The following is a 20,733-nucleotide window of genomic DNA, read 5'->3' on the forward strand; positions in this document are numbered from 1 at the left end:
GTCGCAAACGGGGCAGTTGCCTGCCCCGGCCTCGTTTATGCCGCGGTTGCGAAAGGACCGGTGATGATTGCGGTTGGCCGATAGTGAGCCAGGGCCAGGCGCTCTTCACAGAGGATGGTCAGCATGTTCTTCACGAAGTTGTCACGGTCTTCACGGCTTACTTCGACAGTCGCGTCCATGCGATCCCAGACCTGGGATGCCAGATCGAAGCCGCCGACCGTGAAAGTACCCAAGGCCTGGGCCTTGGTTGCGACCACCGGCAAGCCCCACATTACCTTGGCGGCGAACGCAGCCGGGCCGCCGAAGATGTAGCGACCATCCGCATCTTTCAGCAATGCGATCGCGTGCCAGTCACGCGGGTTGAGGATGATGCCGGAGGCTTCAAATTCGGACTCGCTGGTCTGGAAGATCGCGTGGGCAATCTTGTCGGCGCGGGTGTCGCCGGTCACGTTCAGCGTTGCGTCGTATGCAGTGGCCACCTTGTTCAGGCCGGTCAGGTTGTCCCCGGTGCCGTCGCCGTTCAGCAACTGCCCTTCTTCCACCAATGCCAAACCGAACAGCAGGCGGTTGTTCACGTAGGACTCGAGCATCGGCGCATCGTCCATAACCTGGCGCGACGCCTGGATCCAGTGAGCGATGGTCTTGACGTTCGCCGTCTCCTTGGTGAAGGTCAGGTTGGACTCAGGCTTCAGGTTGCCCTCGGCGACTGGCGCGGCGCTGTTGGTGAAGATGTTCTCGCGAACATATTCCAACGAGTTGGAGCTGATGCGGCCCTGCGCCAACAGATCGCGAATGGTGAGGCGGCGCAGCCCCGGCATCAGGATGCCCGCGTTGCGCTGTGGATCGATCAGCGCGCCGGCCGATCCGGCAGTGCTGCCCAGCTGTTTGTTGAAGCTCTTGACGTCGACCTTGCCGGAGGACTTGCCGTCCCAGGACTTTTGAAGGTCGATCGCAGTTTGCTCTGCGAAAGACTTCTTCGTTTCGGGATTGTCCAGGTTGCCGGCGGCAAGCTTTTGCTCCAGGTCGAACAGTCGGGTGCCGGATTTGGTCAGCTCTTCCTGGACGGTTTGGAGATCGGTCTGCAGTTTTTTACTGACTGCGCCGGTCTCGGTGATTTCTTTTTTCTGCGCATCGAACAATTCAGTCATGTTCTTTTGCGATTCTTCAATAGCCTTTTGGATCTGGGCCAATTCGGACATGGTTTATTTTCCTACAGATGGGAAGGACTTAAGGCGATCAAGGATCGCGGTGATTTCGCCACCTTCGGAATCGCTCCGAACTGCGGACTTAATCCGGGCTACAAGGCCCAGAGCTTGCGACTTGGACAGACCAACCGAATCCCTCAGCCAGTGCTCAACATCGCGAATAGTTGTGATCGATTCCATGGACTTCATGGACTCGATAGTTGCCAGCTCATTGGCTGGGAACGTGCAGATACTGATCTCTCGCAGGGCCGCCACGCTTTTGAACGCGCGCCCGGTGGCGATCATGTCGAAATCGTTTTTCATCACGGTGAAACCGACAGACATGCCCTCGACCGTCTTGTGCTCCATCGCGGCGCGAAGGTCGTTCGAAACAGACAGGCCTGGCGTCAGCTCGCCGCGAACGATCAAGCCTTTGCTGTCCTCTTCAAGCGACTGCCATTTACCCACGGGCAAACCGTAAGTTTGATGGTTGAAGAACATCCCAACCTGCCGGCTCTGTGTGCTCAAGGCTTTTTTAAAAGCGCCTGGAAGGATGATGTCGCCATCCGAATCGATCACGTCGAAAACGCTGGCATATCCTTCGAAAACCCCGACCCTTCCGCCGGAATCGAACTTGATCTCAGCCTCAGCGAACGCCAGGGTCTTTTGGATGTTTGACATTTGGCAGCTCCAGAAAAACTAAACCCCGCTAGGTGCGGGGTTTGTTTGGCCAAGTTGGGTAATCGGTATGTTTTGAGATTGCCGCGTTGCTACATCACCACCTGGTAGCGCGGGACGGTTGTCCAGGCGGCGACCTTCATTCACCGTGAGCAAACCTGTATCAACCTGAGTCTTCAGATAGTTGGCGCGCGCCGTGGAATCGCCGCGCAACAGCCCTTCAAGGTTGTGTTCGGCATGGAACTTCCCAAGATCGCCGGGCTTTAGAAGCCAGCGTTCAATTGCGTACTCCCACCGGTTGATGTACGGCGAAAGGGTGTACTGCAGGAACCCAAGGTTTTGCTGCTCGATGCCAGAACCCCAGCTTGTGGACTTCTCGACATCACCAACAAGATGGGGTGGAACGCCAAAGAAGCGCGCCACTTCACTCACCTGGAACTTGCGGGCTGACATGGTCTCGGCATCCTGAGGACTCACGCCGATAGCTTGGGTAGTGAAGCCGCCCTCAAGAATCCACAGCCGCTTCTTGACCGGACCGCCGGATATCTCCTTGAAGTTCTCTTCAACTTGCGCACGCTGATCCTTATTCAGTACCTTGCCGTCGCCGGTCATCAGCAACTGAGGGGACTTGGCCCCGTTGGCATAGAAGTCCCGCTGCTGATCTTCCATTGCGACGGCCACACTTGCGGTCTTAGATGCGAATGCAATTGGCGAAAGTCCGACCAAGCCGTTGAATCCGAAGCCCTTGAGGTGGAATATCTCGGCCTGTTTGAAGTCGGCGAACTCAGCGTCGCGGCGATACCGGTAAACAACCTTTTTGTTGTCAAGCCGGACATCCATTTGGGCGGATAGCAGAGGCATCAAGCTGATCACGTCGCCAGCGCCATTGCGCTCGACGAGCGCGTAGGCATTGCCATAGAAGCAAAGCTGCATGGTCATTGCTTCACGGAACTCGACGGCTGTCATGTACTGATTCGGGCTGTAGCACAGAAGCCTGGCCAGCGGGTTGTCGAGCCCAACCTTGTTTCGGCTATCGCCTTTAGTTTCGAATACCGCAAGAGGCAGTCCCGCCGTCACGGTTGAGATGAGGCGGACACAGGCAAACACGGTGGCGATCTGCAGCGATCGCTCATCGGTCAAAGTCGAGTCGCCAACCTGGCCGGTGGCCGACACAGGCCCCGTCTGCGATCCTTTGTTGGGAGTAACAAGGCGCCCACCGGTGAAAAAGCTCGCCATACGCGCCCAGAAGGGACTGCGCGTGCGCAGGTCGATGCTGTAGTCGGTATCTGCCATTACATGCTCATCGGTCTGGAGAGGAAGTCGTCGACAGAACCTTGCACCTCAGCGTTCGCCAGGATGCGGCCTATCGTCATGATCAGCGCGACAGCGCCGTCGATCTTGTTGTCATCACCCTGCTTAATGGGGCGCACCACGTCATCGTTGCCGGGCAAGTTCTTGCCGATCACGTTGCCGATACACCAAGTCATGATTGGATTGCCGTCATGATGGAACCGTCCAGCCTCTATCGCGGCCTCCAGCTCTTTCATCGGGTCCGACATGTTGGTGTAGTTCTGCGTGATGGTTACCGGATTGAAGCCTTGGTCATCAAGATCGTGGCTGAGACCGGTAGCGCCGTGCGGGTCAATCGGACACTCACGCACCGGGGCGTGATGGTTTGCCTCCTTGGTGTCCTCGAGAATCTCTCGGTAGTCCACCTCGGCGCCGTCAGTCACGTCCAGATGCCTCGAGTGAATCCAGGCCTGAAAGCGCTCCGCCATGCGTTTGTTATCGGTATTGAACGCGGTGTCGTATGGAACCCAGAACTTCGGCGCAATGCTGTAGTAGTGGTTCTTCCCATCAATGACGCGCCAGAACAACCTGGCCCTCGAGTTCATATCGAGCTTGCGCGCCAAGTCGAAGCCGGCGATCCACTCCTGCCCCTCGAACTGCTCCAGTGTCAGCGACGTGTCTTCGCATGCCTTCCAGCTTTCCATGTTGTAGAAGCCGGACTTGGCGCTCACCCAGAGGTTAAGGTGCTTCGTTTTGAAGGTGTTAGCAAAGCGGGCCGAGCGAATGGCTCGGGCCTGCTGACTCTCCAGGTATTCCTGAAACACCGAGACGCCATGGTTCGGGTTGGCCTTGGCCAGCATCTTGGGATCGGTCCAGTCGTCGCCCTCATCGAGCGTCCAGATCCAGCCGAACAACTCTTCATCCGGCACCGTACCGGCCAGCATCTCGACGACCTGGCGGCGCTTGTCGTAGCACGGCCCTTCAATGTCGGCGCCGGCCGTGGTGATGATGAACATCAACGGCTGACGCCGGGCGCCCATGCCTGTGAGCATGGTGTCGTACTGCGCTGACGTTGGATGTTCGTGGTATTCGTCGACGATGGCACAGCTCGGCGATGCACCGTCGCCAGGATTGCCGATCAGAGGTTCGAAGCGACTGAAGTCGGACGGGATGTTCATGTTCGAGGCGTTCACCTCGATGCCAGCGGCCTGAATCAGCATCGGCGACTTGCTGACCATCAGCTTGGCGGGCCGGAAAACCTCCCACGCTTGCTTCTCTGTGGTCGCACCGGCATACACTTCGGCGCCGAACTCGCCATCGGCGACGAACATACTGATGCCCACGCCGCCGGCGACAACAGACTTGCCGTTCTTCCTGGGCACTTCCCAGTAGCTTTCACGAAAACGGCGGTGTCCGCCCTTCTTCTTGACCCAGCCGAATGTCACGGCAAGGCCGAAAAGCTGCCAGGGCTCCAGCGTGATCAGCTGACGTTTGAATGCCCACTCACCCTTGGTGTGCGGCAGCAGCTGCATCAGCTTGAGTTTTTTCTCAGCCTTTGCCGCGTCGAACTTGAAACGGAAGCCGCGCTTGCGGCTGGCCGCCAGGTCGTCGAAGTGGCGCTGCACCGCCTGGTGTATGTAGCGGCACGCTGGAACCTTGCCGCGGAGCAATGACCGACCCCACGCCGTAGCCTTGTCGACATTGGGGTGGGCAGATTTTGTCATCAGGTTCTCAGCAGGTTGGCAAATTCGTTGGTTTCTTTCTCCTTGTTACCGCCGATCAGTCGTGTCCGGCTGGCCGGGTCCAGGCCCAGCATCGAACCGAATGTCACCATCTGGCGCATCGTTTCGTTCGCGGCGGTAAGCGCGGGGTTCTTCATCGGGCCGCCGGTGGCGCCGGTAACGACGATGCCATGCAGCTGGATCGATTCCTGGGCAAGCCGCCAGTTGTCGTAGGCGCTACAGAAAGCCTCGACGTTGTGAAGGTCTGTGATCGCCACCACGTTCTCGCGCAGCAGCTCAGGAACAATCATGTTCCACATGGTGGCGGCCCGAGCGCTGAACCACTCCGGCGGGTCGATCTGGGTGATCTTGGAAAACTGCGGCTCGGCTGTATTCAGCGCACGCTTGCCAGGGTTTCCGGCAAGTGCTTTTTTGGCCGTTGGCTTGGGTTTGCGACCACGGCCGGCGACCGTGGCGGTGCCTCCCATCGCGCAACTCCTGAATTTTTAATTTCGCGGGTGTGTAAGAAAGGTCAAGGGGACGGTCTAGTTGACGAAAATCCCCAGGTTTTGACCCTCCCCCTCCGTTATTGAGAATCAACATCATTAAGACGATGCTTTCGGTCATTTCGCAGCATTTCTCGCTGGATTGCCCCAGCCGCCATCCTCCGCTGCCGTCTTCCGGCTGTGGCACGGGTGGCACAAGGGCTGCCAGTTCAAGCTATCCCAGAAGATCGTCCAGTCACCCTTATGAGGCCGGATGTGGTCGACGTGGCTTGCAACCACGACCAGCCCTTGCCGCTCGCACTCGACGCACAAGGGATACTTGGCCAAGTACGCCTTGCGAGCTTGCTGCCACTTGTAGCTGTACCCACGCTGAGAGCTGGTCTCTCGCTGTTGCTCACGGCGCTTGGCCTCAGCACTCTTGCCGATGTCCACATGGTCATCGCAGTAGCGAGGGTTGCGAGTCAGTACGTTGCAGCCCTGGGCGTTGCATGGCTTCTTAGGCCTGAGCGGCATACTCAGGGCGTCCTGGTTGGTAGCTTGAAGTCGGTGACCCGGTCAGCTATCGACCGGATCTTCTCGACACCCAAGAAGCCAACCCAGCCACCAACGAAGGTGGCCATGCTCTGGGGCAGCCCGAAGAACTCCAGTCCGCTGATGATGGTCAGGGTCAGCCCACCGCACAGCACGCCTTCAACCAGCATCTGGCGGCGAGAACCACCACCATAGGTGATGCGCAGCACGGCCATGGCGAAGGACAGCCCGGCCGGGTAAAGGATCGGCGCATGCTGGCTCAGCCACGCAAGCATCAATGCCCAGGTGTCTGGCTTATCTGGCATGTTCGGCATCTCATTCCTCCCTTTAAGTGGGAGTCGGGTGGTTTAGGCATAAAAAAACCCAGGCTTTCACCTGGGCTCTTTTACATAAGAGTCAATCAATCAAAAACTCTTGGATCTAGCTTCGCAGTTATTTCAAATGCGATGGCGTCATACAGGGCAATCGCATCATTAGCCATAGTCTCTTTGGCTAATGAGAATGATACCGAGCCAGTACTGGTAAGAAGCTCAACAACGTAACCATCCTGAACCTTGCCAAGCTTCAGATTGATCAAGAACCGTCTCTTCGGTAGCTCGTCAGGAGACTCATCGACAACCAAGCTCACGCAAAAATCAACCTTAAGGCCATCAGCGTTGAAGTCTGCCCCGAGGGAGCGCCTGAACTGACCACCCTCTACAACTCCAACTTGGACATAGCGTTCATTAGTGCCATCCGCGGCGCTGTAGACCTCACCACTCAAGCCAAGGTAATGCTCAAAACCCCTGCCGAGATTGAATGCTCTCTTCTGCAAATCAGCCCAGTAAGCCTGCTGCGCAGTTCTGTATTTCGTATAGGTTGAGCGAATATCAGAAAAACTCGTCACGATGCCTTCCTTTAGCAAAATAATGAAAAGGCATCGTAGGGTAGAGCCCGCGTTACTGAAAGACAAAAAACAAAGCATTACGCAACAATTGGTTTGCTGAGCAGTTACTGACCAGCAGAGTGCGCACTGATAAGCACCAGCAGCAAACTCTGCCCATAGCGATGGGTGTAGTAGAGCCGAAAAAGAAAAAGCCCCGGCGAATGCCGAGGCTCTAAATACTGTGGCGCAACCCGGAGGCCGATCTAATTTACTTATTGCTGAGACATCTGAATTTTGAAGTCCGGCAGCATATCCTCAAACGTGCAAGGGTAGCCAATGAGGAGGATCTGGGTTTCAGTCGCGCTTAAAAGCTCCACCGAAAAAACCGCCTCAAGGTCGGACTTGAGACGCTCATGAAAATCATCACTGATATACAACCGCTCAACCTCTGCATCTGGATTGAGCAATTTTTGCTGATGTATCGCAGCTTTCAGAACATTCAAGCTCATTTGCGTTTTCCTCATAACAAAAAGCCCAACTTTAGGGTCGGGCTTTGCTCGCGGAAAAACCGCAAAGTAACTTAAATCTATACATCATCCCCGGTCCCGTCAAGCAGCCTGACGACGAACATCTAAAGCCCCATCAATCCAGGCAATGCCGGCCTTCCAGAGCCCGCGCGTCTTCTCCTCGCCGAACTTCATTTTCTTGCCAACCTCCATCAGCGAGGTGTCCCGACTGGTGTAGTACTTCATCAGGACCTGGCCGCATTCGGGATACCGCTTCAGCAGCCGGCCCATGAGCCCATCGATCAGCAACGCGTCGTCATCAGTGATGCTCGGCGACAGGATGGTGTTCTCGCGGGATGCACAGCAGGACACGCCTGAGCCCAGGACAACCCAACGGCCCCAATGCTCCAGCAGATCCTCGGCGGTGCGTTCTTTGAATGTAGGTGTGAAGGCCATGGCTCAATCCCCTGTGAAGTTGGTGCCGCCGCCGCCGCGGCGGTTGTTCTGGTTGTACTGGGCGGCCGGGCCGAGCATCGGCACATCGCGCTTCAAGGCTTCGATTTCTCGCTGGGCCAGCTGAAGCCGGAGGCTCAGTTGACCAACCAGATCTTGGAGTTCCAGCGGTTTCCCCGTGGCCGCCTCAACGAACCCGGAAGAGTGGCAAGCACCGCAATCGATTTGATGGAAAACCCCGTTATTGAATCCCCGGCCCAGGCAGTCAGGACACTTGTCCAGCAGCTTCAAATCCTTTCGAAAGGCGGGGCCATGCTGCTTTTTCATCATTTTTAAACCTCGCCTTTTATGGTTTCTTGATTTGGCTAGAGGCCGTGCCATTCAAGGCCTCGGCGTCATTGTGCGAATTTCCGTTTCTAGTCATGGTCGAGCGGTGAATCAGACTGAAACCCTTCCCATCTAACCAGTCATGCCACTTAACCAGTGCCTCGCGCTTGAGCAGTTCCGCCGATGTGTGGATATAGGTCTGCACGTTGCGAGTCATGGTGTGGTTCACCAGCATCTCGCCAATGAGGAAGTCGACGCCCAGGTCAGTCCATCCGGTTCGGGCAACCTTGCGCAGGTCGTGGCTCGTCCACTCACCCTTGCCCAAGCGCGTGAACACGGCGCACGCCTGGCTGTCACTGATCGGCCCTCGGCCGCGCGCCGGGAACACGTAGGTGCCCTTGTAGCCTTTGGCTGACTGCCAGTCCCGATATCGCTCCAGCAGCGCGCACACCTGGTGGGTCAGCGGCAAGTGATGCTCGCAGCGGGTCTTGGTGTTCTCGGTGGGGATGAACCACTCGCCCTGCTCACCAATGGTGAAGTGGGACCATTGCGCTTGCCTGGTCTCGCCGGCGCGCGTGCCGTGGCATAGCATCATCAGGGCCAGCATGCAGTCCTGTGGGTGCTGGTCGAAACCGGCGGCCAGTTCGCCAATCACTTCCTCGAGCTGGACGGCACGCAAGCGTGACGGCTTGGGCTGAATGCGGGCCTTGGTGAAGTCAGTGAACTTGAAGCCGGCGATGGGATTGGCGGTGATCAGCCGCAGCTTCTCGGCCTGGCGGAACGCGACCACCAGCACGCCCCACATCAGACGGACGTAGGACAGGGACATTTCAGCCTGCATCGGCCACATCACCAGCTTGTCGAGCGTCGACCGGTCAACGTCCTCCACCACCAGGGTGCCGAGTCGTGGTTTCAGGTGGCACGAGATGATCGAGGTGTTGGTTGAGCGGCGCTTGGGCGAAAGACTGCGGTCAACGGCCTGGCGCGCGGTGAACCAGTCCAGCAGATCACCAACGGTCTGCAACGTGCCGGCGGCTGCTGATGCTTTGGGGTCGGCGGCCAAGCGCTCGCGGATCTTCGGCAAGGCGACGATCAACCCCTTGGCCTGCAGCTGAGGAAACGCGGCGATCTTGTCCCACTTGCCGCCCGACACCAGGTACCAAGTGCCGCGATCGCGGTTTCGATGGAAGCGGAAGTACACGCCTGGATATCGCGCGTCACGCAGGTCACGGACTGCTGCGTTGCTGGCCTGCCGGCGAATCTCCGCATCGGTAAACGAAGTGAGCATTGTCTGGGTCATGCGGCGACCTTTGTTTGAGGTTGAAGTAGGTAGGCCCTGATGGCCTCAATGGCGTCGACGTGCCCACGGCAGACGATGGCCAGGTAACCCTGCTCGGTAAGCGCCTGGAGGTATGCGTCCTGGGCCGGGGACACTGCAGCGTCATACGGCGCGCGGGCCTTGAATTCGATGTAAAGCCCGAAGTACCCGCCGCGAGCCATCGGCAGCACCAGGTCGGGAACGCCGGCCTTCACGCCCTGATCTTTCAGCTTGATCGCCACCAGCTTGTGCCGGTGCCCACCGTTCGGGACGTGAAAAATCAACTTGGCGGCTACCGGGTAACGCAGCGCAATTTCTTTCATCAGCGCGGCCTGTTCCAGGCCTTCCCGGTCGACTGCCTTGGCACGCTTGGGTGCTGGATTAAATGGCTTCACAGCAAACGGCTTCAAAGCTTCACCTTCCCTTCGCGAATGAGGATGTCCTGGGTGCGCATGACGCCCTCGGCGAGATACAGGCGGACATCTTCACGGGTCAGCTGCACTGGTGCCTTGAGTCGACCGTCCGCAATGTCGTGGCAGTAGCCGCAGGCCCAAGCACCCTGAAAATCATTTGGCTTCATGCCCACACCGCAGGTGCCGGCCAGCCGGTAGTGAGCCAGGACGGTGGTTGACGATTCGCAGCCGCAACCCGGGAACCGGACCTGGCAGTCTCGATCTCGCGCGGCATTCGTGAGCTTGCTCATCGGGATCCCCCTGCCAGCCGGGCGCGCAGTTCGGCGAGAGCCCCCTTCCCCACCTCAGGAGTGATTCGGCCGTAGACTTTGGCGGGTAGCGCCTTGGGCATTGCCTGCAGCGGCAAGCCGTCGAGCAAGCGGCGAATGGTGATCGTGTAGTTCCGGTCGAACAGCTTCAGGCTCAGCGCGGCGTCGAGCTTGTTCAGGCTCTCAAACCCGCACTCCTTGGCCGTGTGCCAGACCGCATCGTGCGACCACTTGCCCTGCCCGGCCATACCTGGATGGGCGTTCCGCACGGCTTCGCGGTGAGCAGTTGCCAGCGGCGGAAGGCCGAGCATTTCGGGCGTAGGCTTGCACCACTCGATAAACTGCCCTGGACTTGGGATGAAGTCGGAAACCTGCTTCCGTGCCTTGATCATGCCGAATTCGATCTGCCCATGCGTGCGAATGCCTTCGTCGAGGAACGCTTGCATCCACTGGACCTTGGCGGCTCGGTAGGTCTCCTTGTCCGGCCATGCCTGACGCCACGCCGAACGAATCAGGCGAAGCTCAGTGAACAGATCGTTGATCGCCACGGCCATCTGGAGGCGGCCTTCATCCTGAGGGGCCTGAACCTCATCTTTCGGGATGAACTCACCGGCTGCGGGGTTGGCCCAAAGGCCCTGAGTAACGGCGGATACCTGTTTCATCACGATTGCACCCCGTTTTGCCAGTCGGTGCTGTCGTCATCGAAGTCCGAGGCAGCGGCTAGCCTCTGGCGAATGGGTGTGACGTTGTTGGCGGCCGCTCGGTTCTTATCGTTCAGCACCCACTTGACCAGCATCTGCACCCACTCAGCCTGAGTGTTCACTTGGCCGCGCGGCTCGTAGTGAGCAGTGAACGCGCGGCGCGCCTCTTCGGTGAACAGGTCTAGCGCTACGCCAGAGTGAACCGAGTAGGTCTTCAGCAGCTTGTCATCAGGATTCCAGTCGAGGGTCATTTCGCTGGGCATGCGAGGGTCAACGGAGCCACGCGCAGAGAGAGGTTCTTTATTCTTCTCTACATCTTCTTTAGGTAACGCACCGCTAACGCTCGCGCCGTTACTTTTACCGTTACTTGCCTTGTGGTTTGCCACCCGTTTTGCCGTGAGAAGCCTGTTTTTAGCGGTCTTCCCGTTGTGCCTGTCGAAATGCGGAAGGCTGATAACACCATCGACCTCAATCATCCAGGCAACAGATTTCATGTGGTCGCAGAATCCGGTAACGCCAACGAGACGGTCGAGTAACTTTTTGCTAACGCTCGGAGCGTTACCGTTTTCAGTTTGCTGATCGAACCATCCCCACACGCGCATCAGCTTGCCGACGACAGCATCAGGATCGATGTCGGCCAGGTCAGCGATCTGGCAGACCTCGGGCTTGTCCAGTGTGGTGAGTTCGAATTTGATCCAGTCGCCGGCCATTACAAAGCCTCCTGCATGACTGTTGCGAGATGGGTAATGCCTTTTCGGGTGACCATGACCTGCTCGACCACCTTCAGGTCTTCCTCGGAGCCCTTCCCTACCTTGACCAGCTTGTGCTCAAGCAGACCGGCGGTGAGGCGTGGCTGATAGGCAGACCAGGCCGAGAACGCAGCACGTCGGTAGATCCAGCGGTTATCGCTGAGCCACTTGAAGAGTTTCAGGGGGCCAACACCAAGCTGCTTGGCGGCCGTGGTGATGCAGATCGAGCCATGAGTGCCCGCGAGACGCTCCAAGGCTTCAACCTTTGGGGCCTGCTGCTGGATGACCTCATACAACGAAGCGTTTTGCTTGGCGACATCGGCGGCGAGCTGCAAAGCGTCGGCGAAGTTGGTGGGGATATGGAGTTGCCCGACAACCTTCGACTCCAACTCTTGCCAACGGTCGATCACACGAGCTCGGTGCTCGTCGCTGTAGCCGGCGATCACCAGGTGGGTATCGCGCTCACTCAGGTCGTAGACCTCGATAGGCCGTCCGCCAGTCGACTCTCGACGGCTTTTACGATCTGATCGTAAAAGCCCTTTGCTGAAGAGCCGCTCGATTGTCGCGATGACATCGTTGTGGCGGGCCTCTACCAGTTCCGCGATTTCTCGCGAAGACATCGTGTGTCGCGACACCTTTTCAGAGTGGGCAAAAAGTGTCGCAACATTAGGGGTATTGCCAGGGGTAGCTGTCATGTTCATAATGGCCCCACAGTGTTTTACAAGTTGTTGAAAGGACCGCCCTGCCAGGCGGTTTTTTTATGCGTGCGATTCACGCGGCCTTCACGGACTGCTTGAACACTTCCAAGCTGACAATTACTTCGTCGGCCTCTTTGAGCAGTTCAGATTTCTCACGAGAACAAACGCGACCGTCAGCCTGGGCATCGAATGCAAGGCGGGTTACGTCAGCGAGATCGGCGTGCAGGCGCAGCAGCGCGGAGTTCAGGTTGATACCCTCGGGCTTTTCCTTTGGCACCAGGTCGAAACCAAACGCCTCAGCCCACGCCTTCAGCGGGCGGAAGTCCTGGGTGAACTTCATGATCCGGTGCAACTCCTGGACGTTCAGCTTGTGGCTGTCGTAGTCAGGGTTCGCCTTTTGAGAAAGCAGCGTCTTCGAAGAGAAGCTGGCGCCCTCTGCAATCCGCCCTGCCCCGTGATCGTCAACCACGTCATAGATCGCCTTCATCAATTCCTGCATGTAACACCTCGAAATTCTTTACGTGGCGCCCTGCAGCTGCAGAGGCGATCATTTGCTCAATGGAACGGCGGACTGGGATGTCAGGCGGCGGACTGGGATGAAACGCCCGCAGGCGGAAATGCCTCATCAAGAACGCACTTGGCACCCAAGGCGTTCAATGCAGACACGATCAGTCGTGCCTCGCTGAGCCCCGGACAGCGAAGGCCGGACTCGTAATTAGCAAGGCGAGATTGATTCCACCCAAGCGACCGCCGAAGGGCAGCCTGGGTAATCCCGGCTTTCTCTCGAATGTTTCGGACGTGGTTCATGGAAATCGCTCCTATAGCTCTTGGCCCAAGGATAAACACGCATCGTGTTAAAGGCAAACACAATAAGTGAAAGCCGGGTATTTCAATACGTGATTGAATCCCGCGCATGACCGAATTAGCTGAGCGCATCAAACGCGCACGTAAAAATGCTGGAAAATCACAGGCTCAACTGGCTGAGGCTTGCGGCTGGTCGCAATCCCGAGTGGGAAACTACGAGGCCGGGACGCGGGAGCCGTCTTTTGCAGATATAGAACTGATGGCTAAGGCGCTACGCGTCGAGAAGTCCGAGCTTCTGCTAGATACGCAAAATGAGTCGACAGCTCCAGGCCAGACAGACGATCAGGCTGCCCGCCCGTCCACTGCTGAAATTGTGAATATGATGCTGGCAAAGCACGGCAAGAATCTTACTGATGACGCGCGCAGGATGATCTCGGACGCCGTCAACGAGACCGCGCGCGAGTTGGGTTCGAGCAACGTGATCACCGTCGACTTCTCTCGCCCCGGTCAGATCGGTGATGAGGTGTGGATTGCCCACTATGATGTCCGCGGAGCGATGGGTGACGGTCAGGTGCCACACGACTACCCGGAAACCTTTCAAGATGTACGGGTCAGCCCCAGCCACCTGCGCGAGCTGGGCGTCCAGTTCAAAGAGCACTTCCATCTAAAGATGATCAGCGGCCAAGGTGAATCGATGGCCCCAACCATCAAGAGCCGTGACCCGCTGCTGATCGACGTGACCGTGCGGGAATTCACGGGCGACGGCATTTACGCACTCACCTGGCAAAACCACTTCTATATAAAGCGTCTCCAGGTGCTGGACGAAGATAATTTCGAGATGCTGTCGGACAACCCTTTGCACGGGCCGCGCACCATAAGGAAGGACGACACATACATACAGGGACGCATCCTGTTTGTTTGGAACGGACAACCGGTGTAACGCCATAGAAACGCAGATTAAGTTGTTGGGCGGGTGACCGAGCGCGAGTTCAGCATGCCCCAAGGAGAGCCCTTAGCATTCTACAATGCTTCATGTCAATAGTTATGAACTGTGTAAATTTTGTGGAAAATCGCAAAACTAACCTGACCTGCATTTATTATTGCTCGTGTCAATATTGAACTTATCCACAGGATTTTGTACAAATAGCACAACGGCACAGGACGAAGTGCCGCATACAGGGAGGGTCTGAAATGAAACACTTTATGACCATGCTTCAGGAAGAACGTCTAGGCATCGGATCTGGCTATCCAGTCGTCTGATAGGGTTACATTACCCAATACGAGTTTTTCCAGCCTATCTTGTAGGCTGTATCCAAGCGGAAAATTAGCGTGGAGCTAGAAATGAATACCTATAAGCGCGACGAGCACGACGACCTGTAAGAGGGTCGATCATCAAACGAAAGGGGGCGAAGGCCTCCTTTCTGGTATCTGAGATTAGGACAGCAAATCGAAATGGACGTATCCCCTCAGGCTTGTGAGCTGGCCGGCAACCTCTTCTCTGCAGCATCCATAAACAACGTCATCCTGCTTTGTGGCGTTGTAGCTACCCTCATGGCTATCAAGAGCGCCAAGAAGGCGGCCGTCGAAGCTATCAACCACAACAGAGAAATAGCCAGGCAGACCGAAACCGCTCTCTTCATGTTCAATTCCCGGTCGGACAGAAATCTGATCGAGGGCTACCAGACGATCCGAGAGATCCATAGCTCAAGCACTGACAACATCGTGAGCTATGCCACTGACGATACAAAGCGTAAGTCAGAGTTGGCAGAAAAGATCCGGTACACATTGAATTTCTGGGAGCGCGTTTCGGTGTGCGTAAGCCACGGAATCTATTGTGAAAAAATAATCAAGGACAGCATGTACACCACGGTAATGGGTATGTTCCAGAACTCTCAACCGTACATCAACGCGGTGAGAACCGATAAGCGCTCTCAGACGCCATACCAGGATTTCGAGGCTATGGTCACACGGTGGCGGGCCGCACCGCTGCTGGCAAAGTAGCTTCAAATGCAGCTATACCTCGAACAAAAGCCCGCCTAGCGCGGGCTTTTTTGTGCGAGTCAGAAGGGCGCCGTCTCTTCTTCCTGCTCAAACTCAACCTCTCCCCCGCCCGCTTTATCTACTTCCTGCTGCTCCCATCTCACGGTAACGCTGCCGTCGTCATTGAGCGTCAGCTCGAGCTCGTCGGTATCAGCGATCACGCTCAGCACTTCTTCCCACTCCCGATCGCCATCCGTTTCCAGGCGATGAATCGTAACCCAGCGCTGCGTCTGGGCGACCGGGTGATTGATCATCGATGAGACGCGAAGCCCGAGGCGCGCCATACCGCTCATTTCCTGCCGTTCTGCCGGTGCCGCCTGCTTCTTCGCCATGGAATCCCCTCCCGGTAATTACTGTATATCCGTACAGGATAAGCAGAATCATATCCCACGCTTTCCGAAAACGTAACCGCGAACTGCCGTGTTAAATCGCAAAAATAAATCACATTACGTGTTGACGAAATAAACACGATGCGTGATAGTTCACCCATCGCAGCGACTTACGAGGGACTGCGAAGGGCCTCACGGCCTGACCGCTCTTTAACAGTCAGCGCAACAAACAACAGACCGCATTGCCTCTACCGGCGACCGGCGAGCAGACAGGCCCGAAAGCCTGCCAACGACAGGGAAAACCTTGTACGGCTGCTCGATGGTGAAACGCCAGAACCGAGTGAACGACCCGGCAAGCAATGCGCCCCGCCACTTCCGGCGGCAATAGGACGGACAGCATCACTGCTGCACCTTGGCGACAGGGTGCAGCGGGATGACAACCGGAGGAAGTGAGATGGCCTACTACAAGACAAGCGATGCCGGTGTTCTGGCGGCTTGGAAGGCGTACAGAGAAAGCGCGGATCGTTTGCAGGTGCAAGGCGAAGAGTTTGCCAAGCGCTTTGTAGGCGCCACCGCACTGTTCCAGACCAGCGTGCACAGCGGCCGTAACTTCTACGGCTTGAAGTTCAGCCCAGCAATGCCACAGCCGCTCTGGACGAAGCCAGACCCAAAGGCCGACAGCTCGCAGTTCCCGCGCTCAAGTCTGCCATCGGGCACCAAGGGCGAAGAGCGGAAAGCGCTGAAGCTTGAACTGGAAAAACTTCAGGAAGAATTCAAGTTGCACAAGCCCAAGGACAAAGCGGACCTCGAACCGTTCCTTGACGCAATGGGTGTCGGCGGCGGCTCGCTGTTTTTCAATAGCTACAAGCAGGTCGTGACGCCTGACTGCATCTACATCAGCACCTCTGCCAAGCCTAACGGCGTGTTGACGGAAATCCTCGGCAGCGAATTTGAAGCTGCTGAAAAAGACAACCGCTGACAACCAGAGCCACGACAGCCTGTCGTTAACTGCCCGAGGTACTGGTACTCCCCAGCACCAGGCCGCATCGGAGATCGCTCGGCTGACTGCCCCGAGATAGCAGGGTGCCCACCTTTACCCGAGCCAGAGCGACGAACAACGCGGCGAAGACGGTTTACTCGCCAGCCAGATTCGAGCGATCTCCGATGCGGACGACCAATACCGCTATGCGGCCACCTGCATCAACCATCCACTGGAGAACACCATGCTCCAACTGATCCTGATCGGTGCCACGCTGAGTTACGAGAGGCCAGAACCTCGAGTGCTTGCAAGCGTGCCAGGCGATCACGTGCGCCTCCATCGAGAGGCATGGCGATGTACTGACGGGGTCTCGGCGTTCTGGCGCTGACGATCCCGCCAAAAACTCAAACCACTGCATCTGTGAAAGGCCCGAACGTCCACGGGCCTTTCTTTTGCCTCGCTTTTATCCGTCAGCACCCTTCCCTGCGCCCAACGGCAACCAGCAGATGGCGAGGCTGCTGACGAATAAACGCAACCCACTGAGGTATTCGCCATGCACGCATCAATTCAACAGCGCGTAGACGGGGTTGCGGCCCTGCACGTTCGCTCCCGCATTGCCACCACTGAGTTCTACGCCTTGATCGGCAAGGACGAGCTTGTGCAGAAGATCCGATTCCAGATCGTTACCCGCGGCAACGCGTACCACATCGTGGAGCTCTCCACGGGCAAGGTGAAGGGCTTCCGCTGGACCTGGAAGGAAGCCAGCAATCTTGCCCAAGTCTTGGAGTCGCGTGCAGACGGCGTCAAGGTGACGCTCTCAGGCGGTGCGCAATGATCGGCGAGCCAATGATCAACCCACGGGATTCGATCATCGACAACCTGAACCAGCAGCTGGAAGCTTTCTTCGGTGCTGGCAAGACGGCTCAGGTCATCCCGAACGGCGTCGGTGTCGACGGGCCTTTCAACGGCACCACCGCCCACCACGAACGCCTCCGGAAAGAACGCGACAAGTTGGCACCAGCAGTGCGCGCCGAAGCCGCCAAGGGCGTGGTCGCCAGCGTGGCAGCAAAGAACCTTGGCATGCACATCAAGCGCGTGACGCTAATCGCCCAGGAGAACGGCTTTAAATTTGCCGACACCCCATGAAGCGCATCAGCAACCAGGTGCGACAGCGCCGGCGGCAGGCATGGCTTGATTTGCCAGCACATGAAATCGAAGAGGTAGGCCATGGCCGAGGAAGAGCTGACGGCGGAAGCCAAGAAGCAGCGCCGCAAGCGCGAGAAGGCGAACGAAAAGAACGCCGCATTGGGCGTCGAGAAGTTTACGGTTGAGGTGGCCGGCGTGTTCAAGGCCGACCTAAAGCGCCTGATGAAACAGCACGGCTTCAACAATCAGCAGGAGGTGTTCCAGAACCTGCTGCGCAACGTGATCGCCGCCGACTTCGAAACGGCCGAGCAGATGCTCAAGTGTGTCACGACACCTTTTGTTGTTACCGAAAAGGTGTCGCAGATCATCAGGGCAGCGGGCATGAAGTCGCTCGCCGATGATCCGCCTGAACCTGACGATGAAATCGAAAGACCTTCACGATGAATTTACTCTCTCTATAGTTCCACAGATGACGGTATTGCAAAGACTTAAACAACGAGACTAAGGCAACCTCACTATCTACTAAATTTCCACACCATATCCATCAACGCACCCAAAGGAATTAATTACTAGCGGCTGCGCGGACACGAACTTCAAAAAATAGCTAATGCCCTTTTTAATTTCTGGCCCTGTAAATCGCCTAGAAAAAAAGGCACCGTCTGAATGTACTTTACAGTTCTGCAGGCTGCAACGCATTCCATCAATAAAAGCATAATCACCGGAAGCGCCTATATGCTCTGATGCTTGCAAATAGCCACTGGTTGCGATCTCAATTGTCAAACCACTTATAGGCGAAAGATTGCTAGTCACCTCAATTAGAAAGCTAAAATACTTACCATCATCCTGTCCAAGGTCGAGCATTTTCACAACCAGATTCGAATAAGGCTCAAGTTCGTTTTTTCTAGTCTTGCCTTCAATTCCAGAAACCAGCTCTTCACATGCATCCTCAAGAGATTTGTTTGTGAAGTTAGAGTAGAGTTTTTCTCGCAGCATGAATGGAACTTTACAAGCTTCAATCAAAACTGGTATCACAAACTTATTACCGAGCCCCTTCTCCTCGGCCACCTCCATTATCAGGCCGCCATTAACTTCTTTTTTAACCCACTCAGATTCAACTGAAGTTGGCGATAGGAACACTAAAAGTTTATCAGCACCTTCAACACCCTCTGAAATTTTAGTGATGAGTGAATCGCCTGGCGTCATCTCCCACTCATCCAGCCACACCTCATATCCTTTCTGCTCTAAGTAAGAGGCTACGCGCCTGACTATAGGTTTATCTTTTGAATTGTGGCTTAAGAAGAGTTTCATGTCGCTCCTTGATCCGGCTCCATGCCGGTCACCCGTAATACCCCAAATCAACGAATCACGCCAGCCGGCGAGGCTATAAGCGCTTAGCGCGATCCTCGGGATTCCATGCACTGCAGAGAAATATGATCCCAGGAGCAATAAAGATACCCCAATAACCATTGAAACCTGGATAGAGAAGCGGCCCGAATGTCGCAGTGACAAGCAAAGCGATGCCTGCCCATAAGCGCTTACGCGGCGTGAACCACTTGCGGAACGCTTCAAGCTTTTTACCCGCCATCACCACCTCCTTGTTTGATAAGCGCAAAGCATATCACCCACTTAAACGAATCACGCCAGCCGGCGAGGATCCCCTATGTCTCCCTACAACTTGTCCGGGACGACGGTCGTCAGCTTTTCCGGCGGCCGCACCAGCGCCTACATGCTGCGCAAGGTGCTGGACAACAACGAGGACCGGAGCGATCTGGTCGTCACCTTCGCCAATACAGGGAAGGAACACCCGGCCACCCTGGAGTTTGTCCGGGAATGCGCCGAGCGCTGGACGGTGCCGATTGTTTGGCTGGAGTTTCGCGACGATGACGCAGGGTTTGCGGTGGTGGACTACGCCACCGCCAACCGCCAGGGCGAACCGTTCGAAGCCCTGATCCGCAAACGCAAGTATCTGCCAAACCCGGTGACCCGGTTCTGCACCATCGACCTCAAGATCCGGATCATCCACAAGTATCTGCGTAGCCTGGGCCTATCTACCGAGGATGTGCCGGTCGACATGATGACCGGCATCCGTGCTGACGAACCGCGCCGATTCGTGAAGATCCGACACCGCAAAAGCACGAGCGAAAGCAAGTGGGCAACCATGGTGATGCCGCTGGCGGATGCCGGTGTCGGCGTGCAGGACGTTACCGATTTCTGGGCTGGTCAGCCATTCGACCTGATGCTACCGACGATCAACGGCAGGACACTGGAAGGCAACTGCGACCTTTGCTTCCTTAAAGGTGCAAAGCAGGTCTATTCGATCATCGCCAGCGACCGGCCCAAGGCCGAGTGGTGGGCGCGCATGGAAAGCTCAGTGGTGTCCGGCGGCAAGTTCACCGGCGACGGCGCCCGCTTCCGCAGTGACCGACCCAGCTACCAGCAAATGCTCGACTACTCCGACGCACAACTTGACTTGTTCGCGGAGCATGATGAAGCCATTGACTGCTTCTGTGGAGATTGAGCATTAACTCCATAACTTTGATATATGTAAATAAAAGACACTATTAGCCCTCCGACAACTACTGACACAAAACCTCTAAGAGCCACTTTTTTAGTCATTTGAAACGTAGGCTCGCCATTTTTTACACGGTCCCATTCGGACTTCAAAACTATGGAAAACTCATTCACCAACTCGCTACAGAGTGTGTGTGAAACTTTACTCCCTTTACCTATAGACCCCTCTAATACTCTCATTTTTTCAATTAAAGAGACGTGCTCAGTAGGATTCAATCTTAAAACCACCTTGTTACATAAAGCGTCTAACTTTGCGTACTCGCCCCTATTATCAGTAAAAAACTTGTCAACCTTACTAAGTTGCTCGACGTCAGTTTTTGATTGCCCAATATATATATCAAGTGCAATTTCCAACATATTAAAATCGCCTAACAACTCAGCAACGTCGTTCCTCAGCCCCTCGATCCACGCCTGCCTAAATTCTGACGTTTTATTTTCCTTAGCCAGCACTGATACAACAAATGCAATAGCAGCGGTCAAGGCGGCTGCGACAACGGGGCCCAGGATAGGTATCAAGCTTGCCATTTTTTCTATGTCTCCTGACATCCACATAAGCTAATTGAGCGAACATCATATCATTTAGCCATACCTGTGATTCCTTCTTGATCAGCATATT

Annotated in this window: 30 protein-coding genes; 7 read left to right on the forward strand and 23 right to left on the reverse strand. The window is 56.2% G+C overall.

What is annotated here, in order from left to right:
* Positions 1-35: 35 nt before the first annotated feature.
* From AB4P96_RS25650 to AB4P96_RS25740, 19 genes are all read right to left on the reverse strand, one after another.
* Entirely contained in the window at positions 36-1,199 is a 1,164-nt protein-coding gene (locus tag AB4P96_RS25650) for a phage major capsid protein (protein WP_395600227.1), read from the reverse strand.
* A gap of 3 nt (positions 1,200-1,202) precedes the next feature.
* The gene (locus AB4P96_RS25655; protein ID WP_395600228.1) at positions 1,203-1,865 is read right to left on the reverse strand and encodes an HK97 family phage prohead protease; all 663 of its coding nucleotides are present in this window, start codon (positions 1,863-1,865) and stop codon (positions 1,203-1,205) included.
* A gap of 18 nt (positions 1,866-1,883) precedes the next feature.
* A complete protein-coding gene (locus AB4P96_RS25660) occupies positions 1,884-3,155 on the reverse strand; it encodes a phage portal protein (protein WP_395600229.1) in 1,272 nt (423 codons plus the stop codon).
* A complete protein-coding gene (locus AB4P96_RS25665) occupies positions 3,155-4,876 on the reverse strand; it encodes a terminase large subunit (RefSeq protein WP_395600230.1) in 1,722 nt (573 codons plus the stop codon). Before AB4P96_RS25665 ends, AB4P96_RS25660 begins: the two co-directional genes overlap by 1 nt.
* Positions 4,876-5,361 (reverse strand): phage terminase small subunit P27 family, encoded by a 486-nt coding sequence (locus AB4P96_RS25670; protein ID WP_177039633.1) that lies wholly within the window; start codon positions 5,359-5,361, stop codon positions 4,876-4,878. The genes AB4P96_RS25665 and AB4P96_RS25670 overlap by 1 nt, the downstream gene beginning before the upstream one ends.
* A gap of 135 nt (positions 5,362-5,496) precedes the next feature.
* Positions 5,497-5,892 (reverse strand): HNH endonuclease, encoded by a 396-nt coding sequence (locus tag AB4P96_RS25675; protein ID WP_395600231.1) that lies wholly within the window; start codon positions 5,890-5,892, stop codon positions 5,497-5,499.
* 2 nt (positions 5,893-5,894) lie between these two features.
* A complete protein-coding gene (locus tag AB4P96_RS25680) occupies positions 5,895-6,224 on the reverse strand; it encodes a phage holin, lambda family (protein WP_046068884.1) in 330 nt (109 codons plus the stop codon).
* An 86-nt stretch (positions 6,225-6,310) separates the two neighbouring features.
* Complete coding sequence (locus tag AB4P96_RS25685) at positions 6,311-6,796, reverse strand: hypothetical protein (RefSeq protein ID WP_395600232.1); 486 nt, start codon at positions 6,794-6,796, stop codon at positions 6,311-6,313.
* Between the two features lie 251 nt (positions 6,797-7,047).
* Positions 7,048-7,284: a hypothetical protein gene (locus tag AB4P96_RS25690; RefSeq protein ID WP_395600233.1), complete on the reverse strand. Its 237-nt coding sequence runs from the start codon at positions 7,282-7,284 to the stop codon at positions 7,048-7,050.
* A 99-nt stretch (positions 7,285-7,383) separates the two neighbouring features.
* Positions 7,384-7,737, reverse strand: coding sequence for an antiterminator Q family protein (locus AB4P96_RS25695; RefSeq protein ID WP_395600234.1), 354 nt, complete (start codon positions 7,735-7,737; stop codon positions 7,384-7,386).
* Between the two features lie 3 nt (positions 7,738-7,740).
* Positions 7,741-8,064 (reverse strand): hypothetical protein, encoded by a 324-nt coding sequence (locus AB4P96_RS25700; protein ID WP_395600235.1) that lies wholly within the window; start codon positions 8,062-8,064, stop codon positions 7,741-7,743.
* A gap of 16 nt (positions 8,065-8,080) precedes the next feature.
* On the reverse strand, positions 8,081-9,361 hold the full coding sequence (locus AB4P96_RS25705) for a tyrosine-type recombinase/integrase (RefSeq protein WP_395600236.1): 1,281 nt from the start codon (positions 9,359-9,361) through the stop codon (positions 8,081-8,083).
* On the reverse strand, positions 9,358-9,789 hold the full coding sequence (locus AB4P96_RS25710) for a VRR-NUC domain-containing protein (RefSeq protein WP_395600237.1): 432 nt from the start codon (positions 9,787-9,789) through the stop codon (positions 9,358-9,360). Before AB4P96_RS25710 ends, AB4P96_RS25705 begins: the two co-directional genes overlap by 4 nt.
* Entirely contained in the window at positions 9,786-10,082 is a 297-nt protein-coding gene (locus AB4P96_RS25715) for a DUF1364 domain-containing protein (RefSeq protein WP_395600238.1), read from the reverse strand. The genes AB4P96_RS25710 and AB4P96_RS25715 overlap by 4 nt, the downstream gene beginning before the upstream one ends.
* On the reverse strand, positions 10,079-10,762 hold the full coding sequence (locus AB4P96_RS25720) for a replication protein P (RefSeq protein WP_395600239.1): 684 nt from the start codon (positions 10,760-10,762) through the stop codon (positions 10,079-10,081). The genes AB4P96_RS25715 and AB4P96_RS25720 overlap by 4 nt, the downstream gene beginning before the upstream one ends.
* Positions 10,762-11,511, reverse strand: a complete 750-nt coding sequence (locus tag AB4P96_RS25725; RefSeq protein WP_395600240.1) for a DnaT-like ssDNA-binding domain-containing protein — start codon at positions 11,509-11,511, stop codon at positions 10,762-10,764. Before AB4P96_RS25725 ends, AB4P96_RS25720 begins: the two co-directional genes overlap by 1 nt.
* Complete coding sequence (locus AB4P96_RS25730) at positions 11,511-12,251, reverse strand: phage antirepressor KilAC domain-containing protein (protein WP_395600241.1); 741 nt, start codon at positions 12,249-12,251, stop codon at positions 11,511-11,513. Before AB4P96_RS25730 ends, AB4P96_RS25725 begins: the two co-directional genes overlap by 1 nt.
* A gap of 70 nt (positions 12,252-12,321) precedes the next feature.
* Positions 12,322-12,747, reverse strand: a complete 426-nt coding sequence (locus tag AB4P96_RS25735; RefSeq protein ID WP_395600242.1) for a phage regulatory CII family protein — start codon at positions 12,745-12,747, stop codon at positions 12,322-12,324.
* An 80-nt stretch (positions 12,748-12,827) separates the two neighbouring features.
* Positions 12,828-13,184, reverse strand: a complete 357-nt coding sequence (locus AB4P96_RS25740; protein ID WP_370467906.1) for a helix-turn-helix domain-containing protein — start codon at positions 13,182-13,184, stop codon at positions 12,828-12,830.
* Between AB4P96_RS25740 and AB4P96_RS25745 the strand changes: the two genes are divergently transcribed.
* On the forward strand, positions 13,162-13,992 hold the full coding sequence (locus tag AB4P96_RS25745) for an XRE family transcriptional regulator (protein WP_395600243.1): 831 nt from the start codon (positions 13,162-13,164) through the stop codon (positions 13,990-13,992). The genes AB4P96_RS25740 and AB4P96_RS25745 overlap by 23 nt on opposite strands.
* A 512-nt stretch (positions 13,993-14,504) precedes the next feature.
* Positions 14,505-15,053 (forward strand): DUF4760 domain-containing protein, encoded by a 549-nt coding sequence (locus tag AB4P96_RS25750; RefSeq protein WP_395600244.1) that lies wholly within the window; start codon positions 14,505-14,507, stop codon positions 15,051-15,053.
* A 59-nt stretch (positions 15,054-15,112) separates the two neighbouring features.
* On the opposite strand, the gene AB4P96_RS25755 is transcribed toward AB4P96_RS25750, so the two are convergent.
* Complete coding sequence (locus AB4P96_RS25755; protein ID WP_395600245.1) at positions 15,113-15,424, reverse strand: DUF1654 domain-containing protein; 312 nt, start codon at positions 15,422-15,424, stop codon at positions 15,113-15,115.
* Positions 15,425-15,875: 451 nt separating this feature from the next.
* Here AB4P96_RS25755 and AB4P96_RS25760 point away from each other — a divergent pair, with 451 nt between their 5' ends.
* The 4 genes from AB4P96_RS25760 to AB4P96_RS25775 all read left to right on the forward strand — a co-directional run bounded on the left by AB4P96_RS25760 (position 15,876) and on the right by AB4P96_RS25775 (position 17,990).
* Positions 15,876-16,400: a hypothetical protein gene (locus AB4P96_RS25760; RefSeq protein ID WP_395600246.1), complete on the forward strand. Its 525-nt coding sequence runs from the start codon at positions 15,876-15,878 to the stop codon at positions 16,398-16,400.
* 553 nt (positions 16,401-16,953) lie between these two features.
* Positions 16,954-17,235: a hypothetical protein gene (locus tag AB4P96_RS25765; protein WP_395600247.1), complete on the forward strand. Its 282-nt coding sequence runs from the start codon at positions 16,954-16,956 to the stop codon at positions 17,233-17,235.
* Positions 17,232-17,546, forward strand: coding sequence for a hypothetical protein (locus AB4P96_RS25770; protein ID WP_395600248.1), 315 nt, complete (start codon positions 17,232-17,234; stop codon positions 17,544-17,546). Before AB4P96_RS25765 ends, AB4P96_RS25770 begins: the two co-directional genes overlap by 4 nt.
* A gap of 81 nt (positions 17,547-17,627) precedes the next feature.
* The gene (locus tag AB4P96_RS25775) at positions 17,628-17,990 is read left to right on the forward strand and encodes a hypothetical protein (RefSeq protein WP_395600249.1); all 363 of its coding nucleotides are present in this window, start codon (positions 17,628-17,630) and stop codon (positions 17,988-17,990) included.
* A gap of 78 nt (positions 17,991-18,068) precedes the next feature.
* On the opposite strand, the gene AB4P96_RS25780 is transcribed toward AB4P96_RS25775, so the two are convergent.
* Together AB4P96_RS25780 and AB4P96_RS25785 are read right to left on the reverse strand one after the other, a co-directional pair.
* Positions 18,069-18,854: a toll/interleukin-1 receptor domain-containing protein gene (locus tag AB4P96_RS25780; RefSeq protein ID WP_395600250.1), complete on the reverse strand. Its 786-nt coding sequence runs from the start codon at positions 18,852-18,854 to the stop codon at positions 18,069-18,071.
* A gap of 73 nt (positions 18,855-18,927) precedes the next feature.
* Positions 18,928-19,131: a hypothetical protein gene (locus AB4P96_RS25785; protein WP_395600251.1), complete on the reverse strand. Its 204-nt coding sequence runs from the start codon at positions 19,129-19,131 to the stop codon at positions 18,928-18,930.
* A gap of 75 nt (positions 19,132-19,206) precedes the next feature.
* On the opposite strand from AB4P96_RS25785, the gene AB4P96_RS25790 reads away from it, so the two are divergent.
* Positions 19,207-20,064 (forward strand): phosphoadenosine phosphosulfate reductase family protein, encoded by an 858-nt coding sequence (locus AB4P96_RS25790; RefSeq protein WP_395600252.1) that lies wholly within the window; start codon positions 19,207-19,209, stop codon positions 20,062-20,064.
* On the opposite strand, the gene AB4P96_RS25795 is transcribed toward AB4P96_RS25790, so the two are convergent.
* On the reverse strand, positions 19,995-20,642 hold the full coding sequence (locus AB4P96_RS25795; RefSeq protein WP_395600253.1) for a hypothetical protein: 648 nt from the start codon (positions 20,640-20,642) through the stop codon (positions 19,995-19,997). The two genes, AB4P96_RS25790 and AB4P96_RS25795, sit on opposite strands and share 70 nt — an antisense overlap.
* Positions 20,643-20,733: the final 91 nt, after the last annotated feature.

Source organism: Pseudomonas sp. B19125, assembly GCF_044218855.1.
Classification (GTDB): Bacteria; Pseudomonadota; Gammaproteobacteria; order Pseudomonadales; family Pseudomonadaceae; genus Aquipseudomonas; species Aquipseudomonas edaphica.

Coding starts and splice junctions, on each gene's coding strand:
- AB4P96_RS25670 (WP_177039633.1), bottom strand. CDS start 5,361: ATGGGAGGCACCGCCACGGTCGCCGGCCGTGGTCGCAAACCCAAGCCA.
- AB4P96_RS25680 (WP_046068884.1), bottom strand. CDS start 6,224: ATGCCGAACATGCCAGATAAGCCAGACACCTGGGCATTGATGCTTGCG.
- AB4P96_RS25655 (WP_395600228.1), bottom strand. CDS start 1,865: ATGTCAAACATCCAAAAGACCCTGGCGTTCGCTGAGGCTGAGATCAAG.
- AB4P96_RS25735 (WP_395600242.1), bottom strand. CDS start 12,747: ATGCAGGAATTGATGAAGGCGATCTATGACGTGGTTGACGATCACGGG.
- AB4P96_RS25700 (WP_395600235.1), bottom strand. CDS start 8,064: ATGATGAAAAAGCAGCATGGCCCCGCCTTTCGAAAGGATTTGAAGCTG.
- AB4P96_RS25790 (WP_395600252.1), top strand. CDS start 19,207: ATGTCTCCCTACAACTTGTCCGGGACGACGGTCGTCAGCTTTTCCGGC.
- AB4P96_RS25720 (WP_395600239.1), bottom strand. CDS start 10,762: ATGAAACAGGTATCCGCCGTTACTCAGGGCCTTTGGGCCAACCCCGCA.
- AB4P96_RS25705 (WP_395600236.1), bottom strand. CDS start 9,361: ATGACCCAGACAATGCTCACTTCGTTTACCGATGCGGAGATTCGCCGG.
- AB4P96_RS25745 (WP_395600243.1), top strand. CDS start 13,162: ATGACCGAATTAGCTGAGCGCATCAAACGCGCACGTAAAAATGCTGGA.
- AB4P96_RS25650 (WP_395600227.1), bottom strand. CDS start 1,199: ATGTCCGAATTGGCCCAGATCCAAAAGGCTATTGAAGAATCGCAAAAG.
- AB4P96_RS25675 (WP_395600231.1), bottom strand. CDS start 5,892: ATGCCGCTCAGGCCTAAGAAGCCATGCAACGCCCAGGGCTGCAACGTA.
- AB4P96_RS25775 (WP_395600249.1), top strand. CDS start 17,628: ATGGCCGAGGAAGAGCTGACGGCGGAAGCCAAGAAGCAGCGCCGCAAG.
- AB4P96_RS25750 (WP_395600244.1), top strand. CDS start 14,505: ATGGACGTATCCCCTCAGGCTTGTGAGCTGGCCGGCAACCTCTTCTCT.
- AB4P96_RS25795 (WP_395600253.1), bottom strand. CDS start 20,642: ATGGCAAGCTTGATACCTATCCTGGGCCCCGTTGTCGCAGCCGCCTTG.
- AB4P96_RS25690 (WP_395600233.1), bottom strand. CDS start 7,284: ATGAGCTTGAATGTTCTGAAAGCTGCGATACATCAGCAAAAATTGCTC.
- AB4P96_RS25660 (WP_395600229.1), bottom strand. CDS start 3,155: ATGGCAGATACCGACTACAGCATCGACCTGCGCACGCGCAGTCCCTTC.
- AB4P96_RS25755 (WP_395600245.1), bottom strand. CDS start 15,424: ATGGCGAAGAAGCAGGCGGCACCGGCAGAACGGCAGGAAATGAGCGGT.
- AB4P96_RS25695 (WP_395600234.1), bottom strand. CDS start 7,737: ATGGCCTTCACACCTACATTCAAAGAACGCACCGCCGAGGATCTGCTG.
- AB4P96_RS25785 (WP_395600251.1), bottom strand. CDS start 19,131: ATGGCGGGTAAAAAGCTTGAAGCGTTCCGCAAGTGGTTCACGCCGCGT.
- AB4P96_RS25665 (WP_395600230.1), bottom strand. CDS start 4,876: ATGACAAAATCTGCCCACCCCAATGTCGACAAGGCTACGGCGTGGGGT.
- AB4P96_RS25760 (WP_395600246.1), top strand. CDS start 15,876: ATGGCCTACTACAAGACAAGCGATGCCGGTGTTCTGGCGGCTTGGAAG.
- AB4P96_RS25725 (WP_395600240.1), bottom strand. CDS start 11,511: ATGGCCGGCGACTGGATCAAATTCGAACTCACCACACTGGACAAGCCC.
- AB4P96_RS25730 (WP_395600241.1), bottom strand. CDS start 12,251: ATGAACATGACAGCTACCCCTGGCAATACCCCTAATGTTGCGACACTT.
- AB4P96_RS25765 (WP_395600247.1), top strand. CDS start 16,954: ATGCACGCATCAATTCAACAGCGCGTAGACGGGGTTGCGGCCCTGCAC.
- AB4P96_RS25780 (WP_395600250.1), bottom strand. CDS start 18,854: ATGAAACTCTTCTTAAGCCACAATTCAAAAGATAAACCTATAGTCAGG.
- AB4P96_RS25715 (WP_395600238.1), bottom strand. CDS start 10,082: ATGAGCAAGCTCACGAATGCCGCGCGAGATCGAGACTGCCAGGTCCGG.
- AB4P96_RS25770 (WP_395600248.1), top strand. CDS start 17,232: ATGATCGGCGAGCCAATGATCAACCCACGGGATTCGATCATCGACAAC.
- AB4P96_RS25740 (WP_370467906.1), bottom strand. CDS start 13,184: ATGCGCTCAGCTAATTCGGTCATGCGCGGGATTCAATCACGTATTGAA.